Below are 16,720 nucleotides of genomic sequence, written 5' to 3'. Positions count from 1 at the left end.
ATTCTAAGCAGATTTAATGCATCGGTACATCAAAAAGTAATACCTTTGACTCACTGAGAGCTAAAAGTGTGTACTCCTCATCATCGGTAATTTGAATCTCATCTCGCTCATCAAGAATCTGATGGTTAATCTCTATTTTCCCTATGATGACGAGGATCAATCGTCCATGATCTTTTTTGACAGGGGGGATAGATAACATTTTATTTTCATTCACTTCGGCTGAATAGATGGCGGCATCTTGTTTGATTGTGATGGAGTCTTCACGCCCATCTCCGCTGATGAGTGTTACCCATCGATTGGTTTGATCATGATGGTTAAAATCGCGTTGATCGTAGAGCGGGTTTCCCCCATTTTGGTTCGGATGGATCCATATTTGAAACAATGAAACCGGCTCGTCACTTGTGGCATGTTCGGAATGGTATACGCCAGAGCCTGCGCTCATATACTGTATCTCTCCTGCTTTTATAATGCCATGATTTCCCTCGGAATCTTTATGTTCAAGAGAACCCTTGGTTACAATTGAGATGATTTCCATATTTTGGTGAGGATGTTTTCCAAATCCCATTCCCGCCTCAATACTATCGTCGTTAATGACGCGTAAGGCTCCAAATCCCATACGATTACTATTATGGTATTCGGCAAACGAAAAACTAAATCGGCTATGGAGCCAACCATGCTCTGCTACGCCCCGCTCAGAAGCACGATGAATTTTAAATGACATTTTGTTCTCCTTTATTTAAAGAAAGTGATGATGCGCTTTTAGTCTAAGACTCTCCTCTCTAATTCCAACAAAAACTCTTTTTTCTCTACTCCTCCGCTGTACCCGCCGAGTCCGCCACCTGTAGCAATAACACGGTGGCATGGGATCACAATAGCGATAGGGTTTCGACCGTTGGCACTGGCAACGGCACGGATCGCTTTGGGGTTTCCGAATTGTTCAGCTTCTTGTGCATACGAGATCGTTTCACCGTAGCCGATTGTGGATAATGTTTCCCATACTCTTTTTTGAAAAGGGGTTCCTTGCGGGTTGAGGGGGAGGGTAAACGTTTTCCGTTTGCCCGCGAAATACTCACTTAGCTCCTCTTCCAGACGAAGGAGTAACGGAAGATCGGAGTTTTGGAGGTGTGAAGCATCCTCGGTGAAATCGAGCGAGATGATTGCATTCTCATCGGCGGCTGCGATCATGTCGCCCAGAGGGGTAGTAATGATGCGGATATACACAAATGTTGTCGGTTGCATGATATGATTATAGCAAAATGAAAAACGTATGTCGTAGCTACAGGAGTGGATAATGAACCCTTCGAAAGTGATTCGAGAAAAAGTCGAAAAACTCACCGATCTTCCCAACATCGGAAAAACGGTTGCCCATGATTTGACATTGATCGGGATCACTTCCCCCGATCAGCTCAGAGGAGAAGACCCTTATGATCTGTATGTCCGCTTTTGCGAAGCGTTCGGAGAGAGACAAGATCCGTGTATGCTCGATGTCCTGATGTCGATTACCGATTTTATGAACGGTGGTGAGGCAAGAGTATGGTGGGACTATACCGCCGAGCGCAAAGCGCTCTACGGAAATAAAATACAAATGAACGTTGTTTGATCTCATTTTAAAATTACTAAAAATTATTCATAATTGTATAAATCGTATTGTGGAACAATGACCTTAATATCTTTCGTGAGGAGTACGTTATGGATTTGTTTTCTCCTATTAAAATCGCTGACTACCATCTAGGGAATCGAATCTTCATGGCTCCGATGACACGGTGCAGAAGTATTCAGAATAATATTCCCAATGAGATGATGGCCCGTTATTATGCCCAAAGAGCCTCTGCCGGACTCATCATTACCGAAGCGACTCAGATTTCGACAAAGGGGATCGGCTATCCTAATACCCCCGGTATCCATACTCCTGAACAAGTGGAGGGGTGGAGAAAAGTGACTCAGGCCGTCCATGAGAAAGGGGGTACGATCTTTTTACAGCTTTGGCATGTAGGGCGAATTTCCCATCCTAGCTATCATAACGGAGAACTTCCTTTCGCCCCTTCGGCTATCAAACCCGCAGGGAACATCTACACCCCTCTTGGGATGAAAGAGTTTGTAACACCGCATCCTCTCAGCACAGAAGAGATTGCAATAGTCGTCGAACAGTATGTTCAGGGTGCCAAAAATGCAATCGAAGCAGGGTTTGACGGGGTAGAAATCCACGGGGCGAATGGCTATCTGATCGATCAGTTCTTGCGGGATGGAACCAATACGCGAGACGATGCGTACGGAGGCTCACTGGAGAATCGGGGGCGGTTTTTGTTTGAGATCATCGAAGGGATCACCTCTGCTATCGGCTCGGAGAAAACGGGGCTCAGACTCTCCCCCAGCGGGACATTTAACGACATGAAAGATTCCGATCCTTCAAACCATTTTACGTACATCTGTGAAAAGCTTAGCGCGCTTAATTTGGCGTATCTGCATATTATCGATGCGCTGGAAGGGGACATCCGCCACGGTGCGAATGTCGTTGAGCTGAGCGTCTTGCGAAAAGCGTATAAAGGTGTTTTGATTGCGAACGGCGGTTACACACAGGAGCGGGGAAATGCGGCAATACAAAGCGGATTGGCGGATGCGGTAGCGTTTGGGGCGCTCTTTTTGGCGAACCCCGATCTTCCAAAACGGTTTGCGGACAATACCCCGTTAAATACCCCGAATCCCGATACGTTTTATACGCAGGGTGAAGAAGGATATCTGGATTATCCTGCTTTGTAAGCTTCCTTTTGGAAGATCAGATTTTTAAGACTTCGTTCTTTATCGCATTCTGGGAATGTCTCGACATTCTCTAATCTTTCAATATAACGAAATTCAGGGGCATTTTCACGAAAGAGGGCTTTGATAAATTCACTGTCCAGTTCGGGGGCGTTAAGTGCCGATAAAACCGTACATTCCTCTGCCGCGAACTCGTGAAGTCTTCGGATAATCTTCTCATAATCACTGGTCGCGGCGAAAGACCCTTTTTGGAAACTGGGAGGATCGATAATGATCAGATCATACGGTCCCGCTTTACGGATACGGCTCCACGATTTGAGGATATTGTAGGGCATAAATTCGACTTTTTTGGTATCAAGGGCGTTGAGACGGTGATTTTCTCGTCCGAGGGAGAGGACATTTTTGTTCATATCGACATTGACGACGGCGCTCGCTCCCGCATCGATGGCAACGACTGAAAACGAGCAGGTGTAGGAGAATAGGTTGAGAATATTTTTGCCGCGTGAATGTTCACGGACAAATGCTCGTCCCATCTTCATATCGGGGAAGAAACCGATATTTTGGGCATTGAGGAAGTTGACGTGATATTTGAGAGTGTTTTCGATGGCATAGGTCTCACTCGGCAATTCACCCTCTAGAACAGTTGATGGAGATGAGGGGAGGTAGCGCTGCTGGAGTATAAGCGCTTCCCACTTACTCTCACGCATATAGAAATCACGCAACATAGAGACAATCGCCTCTTCTTCCTCGTCCGCATCAAACAATACGGCAAAAAGGACTTTGTCTACGCTGTCCACGGTGAGAAATCGATACCCCTCATACGTATTGCCCCGCCCGTGAAACAATCGGGTATATTCCTCCGTAACGGTAGGGGAAACGGCGCTTAAGTGGCACTCTAAATCGTTTAAGGTCATATCACTGTCTTGTGTCAAAGTGGTGCAATTATAGCGTGTGTAGGCAATCTAGTAATGTTTCTGTAAATGAAAGGCGTTATACTTTCGCTAAAAATGGATAAAGAATGAAACAATTTTTCCTTTTCTTGGTGTTGGTCATTTCACTCTCTGCCGATGATCTTCGCGCTAAAATCGACCATATCATCGTGGTTTATCTCGAAAACCGCAGTTTTGACAATCTCTTTCGTGGATTTGCGGGGGCAGATACCTCGGATAAGCCAACGAATCCGTATTCGATGCAAGTCGATCGCAACGGCAATCTCTATCATCCGCTTCCCATGGGAGAAAAATCGATTAATGCAGGGTTTAGCACTCAGCTTTCTAACGCACCGTTTTTACTTGACGCTACAGTATCCCATGGGGGGATGATCCCTGATCTCGTCCACCGTTTTTACCAAAATCAGCTTCAGATCAACGGCGGGAAAAACGACCGCTTTGTCGATATCAGCGATGAAAAAGGGCTTTCTATGGGATATCACGATATCTCCGGAAGTGCAATATGGCGATATGCGCAAGAATTCACCCTTTGTGATCGTTTCTTTGCGGCGGCTTTTGGAGGATCATTTTTAAATCATCAGTGGCTCATCGCGGCGCGTACTCCGTATGCCGGAAGTGAATCGAATATTTCCCGCTATGAGTTGGATAGCAAAGGGGAAATCGTCCGCGACGGTATCCTCACCCCGGACGGATATGCCGTCAATACGATTCAGCCTCTAAACCCTCCATTCAAAGCTAAATATGCTGACCCGTCATTGCGTCTTAAGCCGCTCGAATACGACACGATCGGGGATCGTTTGAGCGATAAAAATGTCTCTTGGGGATGGTACAGCGGCGGATACGATGATGCGCTGATGGGGAAGGGTGATCAAATCCACTACCAATACCACCACAATCCCTTTTTATATTTTGCGCGGTATGCTCCCGAAACAAAGGGGCGTAAACATCTCAAAGATGAAAAAGAGTTTTTTAGAGAATTAGAGGAGGGAAAATTACCGAGTGTCGTTTTTTTTAAACCCTCTGCGGCGGATAATCAACACCCCGGATACGCAAGTATCAAAGCGGCGGATGAGAAACTTGCTCAAATTGTCGAATCCGTTCGGAACAAGCCTGACGTATGGAAAAAATCGCTCATTATTGTCACTTACGATGAAAACGGCGGATTGTGGGATCATGTTCCACCGCCAAAGGGTGATCGATGGGGGCCAGGTACACGGATACCCGCTCTTATCATCTCACCGTATGCTAAAAAAGGATTTGTGGATCATGCTGAGTATGACACGACGTCGATTCTTCGGTTGATCGAGGAACATTACGGGTTAGAAGCAGTGGGCGAACGTCGAAGCACTAACCTCTCCAACGCATTGCGCTGAATGGCGATTAGCGGTATCATCCTTTAGGAGATAAAGCTGTCCATAACAGTCACAGAATTTTTTACATCCACACGCATAAAAGATATTTTTCCCCGTTTCGAGTGAATAGCTTCCGAAATTGGTTTTGATGACATCGCCTTGGATCCGCTCGATTGTAAGTGTTTTGACGAGACACGAATTCATAGGATCAAGACGGTGAAATTTCTCGCGTGCTGAATGTACCCATAAAACAGAAGCGGGAGCAGTGATCGAACGGGCAGTATGAGAATCCCATTCTCGGATCGCACCAAAGCTTTCCAGCTCTGAATCGCTGATGTTGCGGTAAGGGCGCATAAGAACTCCAAATCAACGTTTGGATTTGGATATGCATATATGGTTCTTATACGAGAGTAATTTGAGAATTTCCTGATTGTTGGAGAGCATTTTTCGCACGTGTTATGATTTGCGATAGCTCTTCTTTGTCTTGTTGGACAGAGAGTCCCAAACGCATACTGAGTGTTTTTAAATTTTGAAAAGGTTCTTCTCGCATGACACTCAGCAATTTACGGCTAAATTTCAAAGCATTTTCGGAAGAATCGACAAGATAAGCCAAAAGAAATGTCTTTTTTCCCCAGCGTACGAGCATATCACTTTGGCGGATATTGGATTTGATGCTTGAGCTAAAGTCATGTAAATAGTGTTCGGCTTCGGCATCGGAAGACATCAGTTCAATCATGGTAATACCGATCAATTTTTTATTGAAAATAGCTGCTTCAGAAAAGCTTTTTGAGGTATGGATGAAATAGTCTTTATCATACGCACCGCTCTCTTTATCGATATTGACGTCATTTTCGATCATGATACGTTTGATAAGGTCCTGCGAAATATCGGTAAATGTGACAATTGTATACTCTGGCACCGGAGTTTGGGCCGATACGGAGAAGGCATAGGGTTCGATACGGTAGTTGAGCATACTGATGATGCGATCCATTTCAGGGAGTTCCATCAATGCCGTTGTCCACTCTTGCGGGTTAGGGGCTTTCCCGATATGAAAATAACTCTCATGCGGGACAAATCGGTTGGTAAGTGAGCCAAATTCGCGTAAAAAATGTTTTACCGAGGTTACATTGGTAAAATCCATAAAAGCTTGATTGAGGAGTATCGGCTCATTATTGTAAAGCAAAACAATGAGATTTTTTTGGGTATTAATGGCGGATAAAAAAAGCTGACTGCATACATGATCTTCATCCATTAGATAGGATTCATTTTGTAATATTTCCATCGATTGCCTTCACAGGGTATCTTATAATAATAACATAAGATAAAGAGAGAATGGGAAAAATGGTGAATGAAAATGGCCTTAACCGGCCATTTTCTCATTGGTGTAGGCATACGTAGACGAGATAGAACGTAACCGCTCGGCAGCTTTTACAAAAACATCGATGGTGTAATCGATCTCATCAGCGGTTGTAAAGCGGCTGAGGCTGAGGCGGATCGCCGTGTGAGCAAGCTCAGGGTCTTCACCGATCGCGCTCATCACCGGATTGGCTTCGAGGGATTCGGATGCGCACGCACTTCCAGTAGATGCCGCTATTCCTGCACGGTTGAGATCCCACAGCATTGATTCCCCTTCGATACCGCGAAGCGAGATAAGAATGGTATTCGGTGTGCGGCGGGCACGATCTCCCACAACGATGGTATCAGGAAGTTGAGAGATAGCATCTTCGAGACGGTCACGCAATGCTCGCACATCGCTGTTCATTTTGTCCAAATGTCCCACTGATTGTTTCATCGCCAACCCCATACCGATGATGTAAGCGACGTTGAGAGTACCCGCACGTTTGCCCCCCATCTGTTCCCCGCCGTGGAGGAGATTCGGAAGTTCAGAGCCTTTTTTAACGTACAATCCGCCGATCCCTTTAGGGCCGTGGAATTTATGGGCAGAGAAAGTGAGATAATCGATCGGCGTTGCAGTGAGATCGACTTTTACTTTTCCGATGGCCTGAACGGCGTCGGTATGAAATAAAATCCCTTTTTCTTTTGCGATAGCGGCAACTTCTTCAACGGGGAAAATCATTCCCGTTTCGTTGTTTGCCCACATCATTGAGATGAGGATAGTTTTATCCGTGATGGCAGCCGCAACACGCTCCGCGCTTACATAACCGTATTGATCAACATCGACGAACGTGATCTCGGCCCCGTTCTCTTCGAGGAAATGAAGCGTCTCGAGGACGGATGGATGTTCCACCGCAGAGGCGATGATATGGTTTTTGCTCGGATCGCGGAGGATATGTTTGAAAAAGATCCCTTTGAGGACGGCATTGTTACTCTCTGTCGCACATGAGGTGATAAGGATGTCATCGGCATCGGGGGCATTGAGCGCATCGTACATGTAGCCCATTGCTTCATTGAGATACGGGCGTACTTCGATACCGTATTGATGCAATGAGTTTGGATTACCGTAGAGATCTTCGAAAAATGGCTGCATTTTGACCTTGACGATTGGGTCTAGCTTTGTGGTTGCATTGTTATCCAGATAAACACGTTTCATATTTAGTCCTCATGGTGTCGTTATTATGAGTCCTTATGCAAGATTTGTTCGAGAGAGGGGGTTATAAGCTTTGTACTGTATCTCGTAGTATTTGCTCAATTGTTTCTTTTAATGCCAGAATATCATTTTGGCATACATCAAATACCGCTTCGGCATTGAGATCAAAATAGTGATGGCTGATGATGTCGCGCATCCCTTTGACTGATTTCCAATCCACGGCAGGATAGTTGGGTAGCAATTTTTTGTCAGTGAGTTTATCGACATTTTTGAGGCTCTCGCCGATGGCGATCAACTGCATACAGATCGCATCGAGTTTTTCATGACCCGCTTCATCATCTAAAAAGTCATCAGAGGTGAGGATAGGTTCGAAGCGTTTGAGGATACGCTCTGTAGCGCTGTGAATCTGAGTGAGTGTTTCGATCAGTAGAGCCTTTTCAGGCATAGATCGCTTCTTTTTGGATGCGTTCTTTTAAAAACGTATTCATGCTCTCACGGTAGCTGATGAGATCGACATGGGTGTGCATCAACTCTTCGAGATCGAGACGGATACGAGAGAGTTTAAAAAGATTGGGATGTTTCGTCTCGATAACGACATCAACATCACTTTCCTGCGTCGCTTCATCACGTGCAACAGAGCCAAAAATACCGATACGGATGATGCCGAATTCATCAGCATGGCTTTGTTTGTACGATTGCAATACTTGAAGGGCTTCTTTTTGTTTCATGCAGTGATTATAACCTATCTCGCACCCTATAGGCAATAGGGTGCATTTCAACTATGCTTCCGCGTGTTCTTCTTTTGTTTTGTATACATAGATCGGTTCATTATTCGGATCTTCGATCACTGCTTCGGTGATGGTAAGACTTTGGAGATCTTTTTTCGACGGGCAGCTAAATTGCAACGGCAACATCGCCTCTTCGATGATGCTGCGAAGTCCACGTGCACCGACACCGCGGTCGATCGCTTTTTGGGCTACTGCATCGAGGGCTTTGGGCTCGAAGTTGAGTTCAATTCCGTCCATATCAAACAGCGCTTGGAACTGTTTGATGAGAGCGTTGTCCGGCTCTTGGAGAATCTGTACCATTTGATCTTTAGTCAATTCGCGAAGTTGTGCGACTACGGGGATACGTCCGATAAATTCAGGGATGATCCCATAATGGACCAACGCTTTCGCATCGATTTTTTTCTCTTTGACTTCACCTTTTTCGGCGGTTTTACTGAATCCAACTTTGTTTGATTTTTTCGTATGCGAATCGGGAACAAGTCCGACAAAAGCACCTCCGCAGACGAAGAGAACGTGTGACGTGTTAAAGAGGACGGTTTCGGTCGTAGAGTTTTTACGGCTCCCTTTTACCGGAACATAAACTTCGGCACCTTCTAGGATTTTGAGCAATCCTTGTTGTACCCCTTCACCCGATACGTCACGTCCCATTGTCGAACTCTCTCCCTTGCGGGCGATTTTATCAATCTCATCGATGTAAATGATTCCCCGTTGTGCAAGTTCGATATCGTAGTTCGCCGCAGCGAGGAGTCGTGAGAGGATGCTTTCGACGTCTTCACCCACGTATCCTGCTTCGGTAAGCGCTGTCGCATCGGCAACGGCAAACGGTACTTGCATGATCTTGGAGAGTGATTTAGCGAGCAATGTTTTACCGCTTCCGGTAGGTCCAACGAGGAGAATGTTGGATTTTTCGAGTTCGACATTGTTATACACCGGATTTTCGATCCGTTTGTAGTGGTTGTAGAGGGCAACGGCGAGGACCTTTTTAGCGTCCACTTGACCGATAATGTATTTGTCCAAAAATTCGACGATTTTCTCCGGTGTCGGGAGCTGTTGCTGCATTGCGGAGCGTTGTTCGTAGCGAACCTCTTTTTGCAAAATGCTAGAGCAGGTTGTGACGCACTCGTTACAGATATGAGTCGTCTCCGAAGAGAACATTTTTTTCACTTCACTTTGTTTTCTACCGCAAAATGAGCAGATTTTTTCAGGTGTATTCATCAGACATCCTTTGCACTGAATTTGGTAAGAATCTCATCCGCCAGACCAAACTCGATCGCCTGCGAGGCCTCCATGTAGTTATCACGGTCGGACTCTTTTTCGATCACTTTGGCACTTTTTCCTGTCGCTTCGGCGAGAATGACATAGAGACGGCGTTTGAGATTGAGGATATGTTTGGTGTGGATCTCGATATCGCTCGCTTGTCCTGAGTAACCTCCCAGCGGTTGATGAATCATCACTTCGGCATTGGGGAGCATATAGCGGTGACCCTTGTCCCCACACGTAAACAGCACCGCTGCCATCGAAGCAACCATTCCCATAGCATAAGTATAAACCGGAGCGTTGATAAGATTCATCGTATCGAGGATCGCTAATCCCGACATCACTGACCCGCCCGGTGAACTGATGTACATATGGATAGGCTCTTCAGAATCCATTGCTTCCAGATAGAGCAACTGAGAGACGATAACTCCCATCATATGATCATCGATCGCTTCGGTGATAACGATCACCCGATCTCCTAAAAGTTTGGAAAACAGATCAAAATAACGCTCTCCGCGAGGCGAAATATCTTTTACGGTAGGTATCATTGGCATATTTAGCTCCTTAAATAAATGCTTTGATAAATTCAGGAAGTGACATAGGAATCACTTCAAGGTTATGTTTGTCGATGAACTTTTTCTCTTTTTTCCCTAACTCTTTATCGGTGATGACGTATCCGCCTTCCAAATCAAGTGTTAGCTCGTTGGCAACCATACGGTCGGTGTCGCGGTCGAAAGATGTCCCTAAAAAGAGGTATTTTTTGGTTTTTCGATACGTTTTAAGCACCTTCGGCACGGCAAATCCGCCCATCGCCTCGGTGAGCCAATCGACATAATCGGCGTCACTGATGACGAAACTCGGGTTCGGCAGAGGTGAACCCATCGGTTTAAAGAGGATTTTTTGAGCGGTTTCAAGTACCTCTTCTTCAACCAAAAAGTATTTTTGGTTTTCGACATCGTATTCGTACACTTCATAACGGTAGTCATTTCCCATGATACGCGATTTGCCGACGATGAGACAATGGGGCGTATAGGCTAACAGCTCTTGGAATTTGGTATCACGGTTGGTATCGACGATATAACGCGGCAGCATATCGTTGATCACTTTGTGCAGAGGTGTCGGATCGTAAGCTTTTGTGTAGATGTGGTTGATGAGCTGCGTCATGTAGTCAACTCCCCGACGTTGTTCCAAATGCATTGCGGCACGGGAGTATTCGAACATCAGTCTCGGAGCCATTGCTCGTCCGCCGTTCATGGCTAAAATGAGTGAATCGCTATCATGCGGTACTGCCTCACCCTCCTTGGTTATAATCCCTTCAAACACACCCAAACCGAAGTAGGGGATGGTAGTTTGGTTCCGTAACTCTTTTTTTATTGTTTCAAATAGTGTGTCCATTAGTGGCATCCTTTTCCGGTATAACAGCTCATGGCTGCAACGATTTTAGTAAGCGCTTTGTCCAGTGAAAAAGGCTTTGATAAATCAGGGAGAATCTCGTGGTAAAAGAGTGCTCCATCTTTTGAAAGGATGAAAAGTGATTTGGCAAATTCACCCTCAAGCTCATCACCGCTCAAGCGAATACCGTAGTAATCACCGAACGCTTCATCGCTATCGATTCCAAACATCCATCCCTCCATCTGGGGACTGGTGTGTTTAGATGATGCAACAATGAGGGCTTTGGTTATCCCGCCTAATGCATTTAAACTCAGAAGCTCATCAAGCTCTTTAATCTGAGAGAGGAGTGATTCATCGATAAAAGGAGCAGTAATTAAGATTTGTGTTGTACCGTTTTGCCCACCGATAGGGAAGGTTTCATTTGCTCCATTACTGAGTGAAACACGTTCACTACAATAACCGACATCGAGTGACATATCCTCTAAACGGACAGTCGAAGTGTTGTAGATAATCTGCAAAACGGACTCCTCTTTGGGTATATAACAGAGAAATGCATTTCGTGTTCTTGATAAAAATAGGAGTATTTTTATCTTATTTGTCGATAGAAAAACAAAAATGTAATAGTTAAAAAAAATTAGTCGTTAAAGAAGGGGTTGAACCGGACATATACCGTTGCGTCCAGCCTCTTTCGCTCGATAGAGCTCAGCGTCTGCGGTCGAATAAAGTATTTCCATGGTAGTGTTTCCATCACAAAATGCAATTCCGATTGATACGGTTGCATAAGAGGATGCGCTATTGCCTTTATGTTCAATAGCCAGTTCTTCGATATTTTGGCGAAGCTGTTCTGTTTGAGAATAGACATCTTGGGGGGTATTGCCGGTACAGATGATTCCAAATTCTTCTCCCCCCAGACGAAAACAAAAATCGCTGGCACGGCTGAAACAGTATTCTATGGTACTCGCGATACGGATGAGGACATTATCGCCATTAGCATGCCCATAGTGATCGTTGTAGCGTTTGAAATAATCGACGTCCAGCATAATAAAAGCGAGTTGCTGTTTATTCCGTTTAGCCCGATTGATCTCTCTGGGCATGATATCATTGAAATAACGACGATTATAAAGTAACGTCAATCCATCGGTAATCGCTAATCGTTCAAGCTCATTTTTGTACGTTTCCAACTCGGTAATGTCGGTAAAAGTTACGAGAAAACGGCTCTCATCAAAGGCTGAAGCACAGACAAGAAAAATATGTTCTTGGTTAGTCAGGGGATTTTTTATTTTGACTTTGGCATCATGTTCCTGAGCTTGTTTGACCTCTTCAATCCATGTTGGCTGATGATAGATAAAACCTTCTTCTTCGATAAAAAACTCACAAATGCATTTATGCTCACTGATAAAGGTAAGGAAATCTGGATAACCGAAAAAAGAGATCATACCTGTATTGCCCATTACCAGTTTTTTTCCATCGGTTAAGATAATAAATCCGTTGTGAGCATTGAGAAGGTTTTGGATGTAGCTTTCATCTTCAACCGCACCAAAAACATAGGCTTTTCCTCCATATTCGATGTAGTGGGTCTGTATTAATACCGGATAAAGATTCCAGAATTTATCTTTGTGGATACTGTGAAGCTGCATAGTTTTTTTCTGAACAAGCTCTTTCCAAAAGGTCGAATAGTCACTCTGAGTAACATTGATATCAATGTCGCTGACGGACATTTTTAGGAGTTCATCACGGGTAAAACCGTATTTGTCGACAACAGTATCATTAACAAAGACAAAATGGGAATCTTCATCAGCGACAAAAATGAGAGTGTTGATGTGATTTAGCATATAGTCAATAAATTGTTTTTCATGATACGCTTTTTGAAGTTCAGGAAAAGAGAGGAGTGATTGCGTTGAGGGGAGAGAATCGGATGAATTAAATTCAGGAAAATCTAAAAAGTTCATTAATCATCCCCCCTTTATTACACTATTTAGGCGATTCTATAATAACGTATTTTTCTGGAATTTAACTATCAATAGTGGTTATTATGCAGGATGAACGTATCGCAGATGCTCGGCAATTTCTGTTCCGATGGCGAAGTGATTGATGGCCTCTTCGGCTGTTTTGACAAACGGAGGGATTTTATGGATTTTGATTCCAACATTTTTCATCGCATAGAGGGTATTGAGGCAGTACAAATCGACAATCAGATAATCACACTTGCCGATCACTTCAAGAAGAGCGTAATGTTCACTGATATGTTGAGGATTTTGAGATAGGTCACTTTCACAGGCACATGCTTTCATTTTCGGATCACGTACCATCTGCCCCTCATGTCTTTCCCACGGATTCAGACGCATTCCGACAAAACGGTAACGAATGTCTTTACGATCACCGGAAACCTCATACAATGCAAACATGGTTGCACTACAGGGATTATAGTGATAAACACGTGTCATCGCATCCATCGGTATAGCTACCATCATGATAAGGCTCCTAATATTTAAACATTAGATGCAATTTTTATTCTGATAATATGGGTGTGAGAACACTCCATGCATGAGGGTGGAACAAAAGAGAGAAATTCAGTTAGATCGTATTAGAATAAAAGATAATGATTCATCAGTGGAGTACGGATGCGGTTAATGAACCACAGATATGAAAGTTCTGAAGCCCTAAAGAGGTTTATTTCGGAGACATTTAAGGGTGATGAAGTACTTTTTGTACAGCTTTTTAGCGGCAATATGGATACTTTACTCATCCAATCCGTGGTAAATATCATCCTAGATACCCTCCCGAATTCACGCTTGATCGGCTCAACTACGGCCGGTGAGATCATGAACGGTGAGATGAGCTCCAATGAGATTGTAATCGCATTTTCTCAGTTCGAAGCGACAGATGTCTCAACCTACTATTTTCCCCATTTAGATTTTGATCAGGGTATCCAAGCGGCAAAGAAAATTGTTAGTGATCGTACCAAATTGTGTATTGCTTTTGCGGAAGGGATCGGCGGCGATGCAGAATCTTTTTTAAACGGCTTTACGTCAGTCCGCAGTGATGTAATAGTCGCAGGAGGGAATGCCGGAGATGATCTAACGTTTCAAAATACCCGTATTTTTGAGGGACGTTCTCTCCATTCGTCCGGGATAGCAATCGCTGTATTGGATAGCGATGTCTTGGAAGTGCATAATGCCTATTCCCTTCATTGGTCAGCGATCGGTAAAGAGATGGAAGTGACAAAAGCGGATAAAAACATTATTTATGAGATTGACGGTAGAGCGGTGGAAGAACTTTACACCTACTATCTGGGTTCCGAAACGGTTGCACGTATTCCGGCAAGCGCGATAGAGTTTCCCCTCATTAAGATTGAAGACGGTGTCCAGATTGCCCGCTCGATTGTAGCTCGTAGCGAAAATGGCGGTTTTGTGTATGCCGGACATTTTTGTAATGGAGATAAAGTTCATTTTGCAATCGGGAATGTCGAAGATATTCTTAACCATGCTTCTGAGATCCAGAAATCAGTTGCCTTGTGTGAACCGGAAGCGATCTTTATTTACTCATGCTCGGTACGAAAACTTTTTTTAAAAGATCAGTTAAATTACGAGTTTGGTTTGATCAACGAAGTAGCCCCGACGAGCGGGTTTTTTACCTATGGAGAGTTTTTTCATTCACCGCACGGCAATCAGCTTCTTAACATTACCACCACGACGATTTCTCTACGCGAATCTACCCGTAAGGACGTTGGCCTAGTGGATATAAAAGAGCGGGAATATCGCCATACGATGCTCAAATCATTGACCCATTTGGTCAATACGACGCAGAATGAACTCAACGACAGCATTAAAATTCTCGATCAATATAAAATGGTGCTTGATCAAAGCTCAATTGTCTCAAAGACAAATGCCAAAGGAATCATTACCTATGTCAATGATGCTTTTTGCTTTATTTCAGGTTATCGGCGTGAAGAACTGATCGGTAAAAACCATAATTTGGTGCGTCATCCTGATACCTCTCCTGAACTCTTTAAAGATTTATGGGAAACGATTCAATCAGGCAAGGTGTGGAAAGAGACCTTTCAAAATCTCTCGAAGAGCGGCGAATCGTATTACGTTAAAACCGTTATTGCCCCCATATTTGATGATGCGGGTCAGATTGTCGAGTATATTGCAGCTCGTGTTGATGTGACGGAACTCATTACTAAAGAGCAAATTATCCAGCGTCAGCTACTAGATACCTTGAGCGGATTAAAGAATAGAACGGCATTGTTAAATGATTTGGAAAGTGAAAATCAAGAAGTGACCTTAGTGTTGCTCAATATTGACCGTTTTTCGAATATTAATGATTACTTCGGCTATGAAGTGGGAGATCAGCTGCTCAAATCGTTTGCCAATCGTTTGCGTGAGATGACAGAACACGAGTATCTCTATCGGATCAGCGGAGATGAGTTTGCGATCATCTGTATTAACCAAAAGTTTGATGATGCATTGCGAGATTATGTCCTCGATCATCTGAACATGCTTGAAAATTTTAAATATTCTGTTGCCGGATACGAACATACGCTCAATGTTACGTGCGGAGTAGCGCATGCTATATACTCCGATGTCTATAATTTGGCGCACATGGCCCTAAAAGAGGCTAAAGAACAACGTTCCAAACTGATATTTTTTAATGATAATACAACCTTGAGTGAAAAGAACCGAAACAATATTTGGATGATGACCAAGCTTAAATCGGCAATTGAAGAAGATCGGATTGTGCCGTATTTTCAAGGGATTGTTGATAACACAACCCGCCGTATTATGAAATATGAAGCTCTTGTCCGTCTGATTGAAAAAGACGGCAGTGTATTAAGCCCGTTTTGGTTTTTGGAGCATGCGAAAAAATCGAAACTTTACGATCAATTGACACGCGTTATGATTAGAAAAACCTTTGCTGTTTTTGAAAAGAGTGACTATGAATTTTCACTCAATCTGACCCTTCAAGATATTATTAACGATGAAACACGAATCCTTTTGTACCATACGCTGGAACACTCATCCGCTTCCAATAGAGTAGTTTTTGAAATCGTCGAATCTGAGGGGATTGAAAATTTTGATGAAGTTGCAGAATTTATTAAAACACTCAAACACTACGGATGTAAGATCGCAATTGATGATTTTGGTACAGGGTATTCGAATTTTAGCTATTTAAGCAAACTCGATATTGATTATATTAAAATTGACGGTTCGCTCATTAAAAACATCAATAATGATGCAGATCATCTTTTGACGGTGGAAAGTATTCTGTTTTTCGCACGTAAAAAAGGGATCAAGACCATTGCCGAATTTGTTGAAGATGAAGCAATCCTCACAACGTTGATAAGTCTCGGTGTTGATTATTCGCAAGGCTACCTCTTTTCAACCCCTCAACCGACAATCGAAACGTAATCTCTGTACGCTTCGGTTATACCTCCTACAAAAACGTCACATTTTGTTTAAATCCCCTTTTTAAAACCATAGAACATTCATTGCATTAACCCTATTTAGAAAATGGTTGCCGCCGGATGAGGTTGAGAATCATTGAATGACACTTAAAAGGAGTTATTATGAGTTGTTCCTCAAGCGGAAATGAATCTTTTATGCCCGAAGATATTCAAGCGAAGATACACAATCATCCATGTTATTCAGAGGGTGCACATCACCATTATGCACGTAT

At 43.7% G+C, this 16,720-nt stretch carries 18 protein-coding genes; 4 read left to right on the top strand and 14 right to left on the bottom strand.

Annotation, left to right across the window (positions count from 1 at the left end):
• Positions 1 to 13: 13 nt before the first annotated feature.
• On the bottom strand, positions 14 to 721 hold the full coding sequence (locus A3G19_RS07990) for a pirin family protein (RefSeq protein ID WP_294871873.1): 708 nt from the start codon (positions 719 to 721) through the stop codon (positions 14 to 16).
• 38 nt (positions 722 to 759) lie between these two features.
• Positions 760 to 1,239 carry a methylated-DNA--[protein]-cysteine S-methyltransferase gene (locus tag A3G19_RS07985; RefSeq protein ID WP_294871870.1) on the bottom strand — a complete coding sequence of 160 codons (480 nt, stop codon included), beginning with the start codon at positions 1,237 to 1,239 and terminating at the stop codon, positions 760 to 762.
• 52 nt (positions 1,240 to 1,291) lie between these two features.
• Here A3G19_RS07985 and A3G19_RS07980 point away from each other — a divergent pair, with 52 nt between their 5' ends.
• Positions 1,292 to 1,600 carry a helix-hairpin-helix domain-containing protein gene (locus A3G19_RS07980; RefSeq protein ID WP_294871868.1) on the top strand — a complete coding sequence of 103 codons (309 nt, stop codon included), beginning with the start codon at positions 1,292 to 1,294 and terminating at the stop codon, positions 1,598 to 1,600.
• 89 nt (positions 1,601 to 1,689) lie between these two features.
• Positions 1,690 to 2,757, top strand: a complete 1,068-nt coding sequence (locus A3G19_RS07975) for an alkene reductase (RefSeq protein ID WP_294871865.1) — start codon at positions 1,690 to 1,692, stop codon at positions 2,755 to 2,757.
• On the opposite strand, the gene A3G19_RS07970 is transcribed toward A3G19_RS07975, so the two are convergent.
• Positions 2,742 to 3,668: a class I SAM-dependent methyltransferase gene (locus tag A3G19_RS07970; RefSeq protein ID WP_294871862.1), complete on the bottom strand. Its 927-nt coding sequence runs from the start codon at positions 3,666 to 3,668 to the stop codon at positions 2,742 to 2,744. The two genes, A3G19_RS07975 and A3G19_RS07970, sit on opposite strands and share 16 nt — an antisense overlap.
• 104 nt (positions 3,669 to 3,772) lie before the next feature.
• On the opposite strand from A3G19_RS07970, the gene A3G19_RS07965 reads away from it, so the two are divergent.
• Positions 3,773 to 5,077: an alkaline phosphatase family protein gene (locus A3G19_RS07965; RefSeq protein ID WP_294871859.1), complete on the top strand. Its 1,305-nt coding sequence runs from the start codon at positions 3,773 to 3,775 to the stop codon at positions 5,075 to 5,077.
• Here the strand turns inward: A3G19_RS07965 and A3G19_RS07960 are convergent.
• From A3G19_RS07960 to A3G19_RS07910, 11 genes are all read right to left on the bottom strand, one after another.
• Entirely contained in the window at positions 5,024 to 5,410 is a 387-nt protein-coding gene (locus A3G19_RS07960) for a hypothetical protein (RefSeq protein WP_294871856.1), read from the bottom strand. The genes A3G19_RS07965 and A3G19_RS07960 overlap by 54 nt on opposite strands.
• Positions 5,411 to 5,456: 46 nt before the next feature.
• The gene (locus A3G19_RS07955) at positions 5,457 to 6,338 is read right to left on the bottom strand and encodes a diguanylate cyclase (RefSeq protein WP_015653766.1); all 882 of its coding nucleotides are present in this window, start codon (positions 6,336 to 6,338) and stop codon (positions 5,457 to 5,459) included.
• 78 nt (positions 6,339 to 6,416) lie between these two features.
• Positions 6,417 to 7,607, bottom strand: coding sequence for a NifS family cysteine desulfurase (locus tag A3G19_RS07950; RefSeq protein ID WP_294871854.1), 1,191 nt, complete (start codon positions 7,605 to 7,607; stop codon positions 6,417 to 6,419).
• 61 nt (positions 7,608 to 7,668) lie between these two features.
• Complete coding sequence (locus A3G19_RS07945) at positions 7,669 to 8,049, bottom strand: DUF86 domain-containing protein (RefSeq protein WP_294871851.1); 381 nt, start codon at positions 8,047 to 8,049, stop codon at positions 7,669 to 7,671.
• A complete protein-coding gene (locus tag A3G19_RS07940) occupies positions 8,042 to 8,332 on the bottom strand; it encodes a nucleotidyltransferase domain-containing protein (protein WP_294871850.1) in 291 nt (96 codons plus the stop codon). Before A3G19_RS07940 ends, A3G19_RS07945 begins: the two co-directional genes overlap by 8 nt.
• Before the next feature lie 51 nt (positions 8,333 to 8,383).
• Complete coding sequence (gene clpX, locus A3G19_RS07935; RefSeq protein WP_294871847.1) at positions 8,384 to 9,607, bottom strand: ATP-dependent Clp protease ATP-binding subunit ClpX; 1,224 nt, start codon at positions 9,605 to 9,607, stop codon at positions 8,384 to 8,386.
• Positions 9,607 to 10,203, bottom strand: coding sequence for an ATP-dependent Clp protease proteolytic subunit (locus A3G19_RS07930; RefSeq protein ID WP_294871844.1), 597 nt, complete (start codon positions 10,201 to 10,203; stop codon positions 9,607 to 9,609). Before A3G19_RS07930 ends, clpX begins: the two co-directional genes overlap by 1 nt.
• 10 nt (positions 10,204 to 10,213) lie before the next feature.
• The gene (locus tag A3G19_RS07925; protein WP_015653759.1) at positions 10,214 to 11,044 is read right to left on the bottom strand and encodes an SIR2 family protein; all 831 of its coding nucleotides are present in this window, start codon (positions 11,042 to 11,044) and stop codon (positions 10,214 to 10,216) included.
• On the bottom strand, positions 11,044 to 11,559 hold the full coding sequence (locus A3G19_RS07920) for a hypothetical protein (protein WP_294871841.1): 516 nt from the start codon (positions 11,557 to 11,559) through the stop codon (positions 11,044 to 11,046). Before A3G19_RS07920 ends, A3G19_RS07925 begins: the two co-directional genes overlap by 1 nt.
• 123 nt (positions 11,560 to 11,682) lie before the next feature.
• Positions 11,683 to 12,990 (bottom strand): sensor domain-containing diguanylate cyclase, encoded by a 1,308-nt coding sequence (locus A3G19_RS07915; RefSeq protein ID WP_294871839.1) that lies wholly within the window; start codon positions 12,988 to 12,990, stop codon positions 11,683 to 11,685.
• 81 nt (positions 12,991 to 13,071) lie between these two features.
• Positions 13,072 to 13,512 (bottom strand): hypothetical protein, encoded by a 441-nt coding sequence (locus A3G19_RS07910; protein ID WP_294871836.1) that lies wholly within the window; start codon positions 13,510 to 13,512, stop codon positions 13,072 to 13,074.
• Positions 13,513 to 13,671: 159 nt separating this feature from the next.
• Between A3G19_RS07910 and A3G19_RS07905 the strand changes: the two genes are divergently transcribed.
• Entirely contained in the window at positions 13,672 to 16,452 is a 2,781-nt protein-coding gene (locus tag A3G19_RS07905) for an EAL domain-containing protein (RefSeq protein ID WP_294871833.1), read from the top strand.
• Positions 16,453 to 16,720: the final 268 nt, after the last annotated feature.

The sequence above is a fragment of the Sulfuricurvum sp. RIFCSPLOWO2_12_FULL_43_24 genome (assembly GCF_001829605.1).
Classification (GTDB): Bacteria; Campylobacterota; Campylobacteria; order Campylobacterales; family Sulfurimonadaceae; genus Sulfuricurvum.
The sequence above is the reverse complement of the archived record's forward strand: the minus strand, read 5'-3'. Positions and strand labels throughout refer to the sequence as shown.

What these genes read in the sequence shown, in the direction of transcription:
- A3G19_RS07990 (WP_294871873.1), bottom strand. Translation starts at nt 721, where the DNA reads ATGTCATTTAAAATTCATCGTGCTTCTGAGCGGGGCGTAGCAGAGCAT.
- A3G19_RS07985 (WP_294871870.1), bottom strand. Translation starts at nt 1,239, where the DNA reads ATGCAACCGACAACATTTGTGTATATCCGCATCATTACTACCCCTCTG.
- A3G19_RS07980 (WP_294871868.1), top strand. Translation starts at nt 1,292, where the DNA reads ATGAACCCTTCGAAAGTGATTCGAGAAAAAGTCGAAAAACTCACCGAT.
- A3G19_RS07975 (WP_294871865.1), top strand. Translation starts at nt 1,690, where the DNA reads ATGGATTTGTTTTCTCCTATTAAAATCGCTGACTACCATCTAGGGAAT.
- A3G19_RS07970 (WP_294871862.1), bottom strand. Translation starts at nt 3,668, where the DNA reads ATGACCTTAAACGATTTAGAGTGCCACTTAAGCGCCGTTTCCCCTACC.
- A3G19_RS07965 (WP_294871859.1), top strand. Translation starts at nt 3,773, where the DNA reads ATGAAACAATTTTTCCTTTTCTTGGTGTTGGTCATTTCACTCTCTGCC.
- A3G19_RS07960 (WP_294871856.1), bottom strand. Translation starts at nt 5,410, where the DNA reads ATGCGCCCTTACCGCAACATCAGCGATTCAGAGCTGGAAAGCTTTGGT.
- A3G19_RS07955 (WP_015653766.1), bottom strand. Translation starts at nt 6,338, where the DNA reads ATGGAAATATTACAAAATGAATCCTATCTAATGGATGAAGATCATGTA.
- A3G19_RS07950 (WP_294871854.1), bottom strand. Translation starts at nt 7,607, where the DNA reads ATGAAACGTGTTTATCTGGATAACAATGCAACCACAAAGCTAGACCCA.
- A3G19_RS07945 (WP_294871851.1), bottom strand. Translation starts at nt 8,049, where the DNA reads ATGCCTGAAAAGGCTCTACTGATCGAAACACTCACTCAGATTCACAGC.
- A3G19_RS07940 (WP_294871850.1), bottom strand. Translation starts at nt 8,332, where the DNA reads ATGAAACAAAAAGAAGCCCTTCAAGTATTGCAATCGTACAAACAAAGC.
- clpX (WP_294871847.1), bottom strand. Translation starts at nt 9,607, where the DNA reads ATGAATACACCTGAAAAAATCTGCTCATTTTGCGGTAGAAAACAAAGT.
- A3G19_RS07930 (WP_294871844.1), bottom strand. Translation starts at nt 10,203, where the DNA reads ATGCCAATGATACCTACCGTAAAAGATATTTCGCCTCGCGGAGAGCGT.
- A3G19_RS07925 (WP_015653759.1), bottom strand. Translation starts at nt 11,044, where the DNA reads ATGGACACACTATTTGAAACAATAAAAAAAGAGTTACGGAACCAAACT.
- A3G19_RS07915 (WP_294871839.1), bottom strand. Translation starts at nt 12,990, where the DNA reads ATGAACTTTTTAGATTTTCCTGAATTTAATTCATCCGATTCTCTCCCC.
- A3G19_RS07910 (WP_294871836.1), bottom strand. Translation starts at nt 13,512, where the DNA reads ATGATGGTAGCTATACCGATGGATGCGATGACACGTGTTTATCACTAT.
- A3G19_RS07905 (WP_294871833.1), top strand. Translation starts at nt 13,672, where the DNA reads ATGAACCACAGATATGAAAGTTCTGAAGCCCTAAAGAGGTTTATTTCG.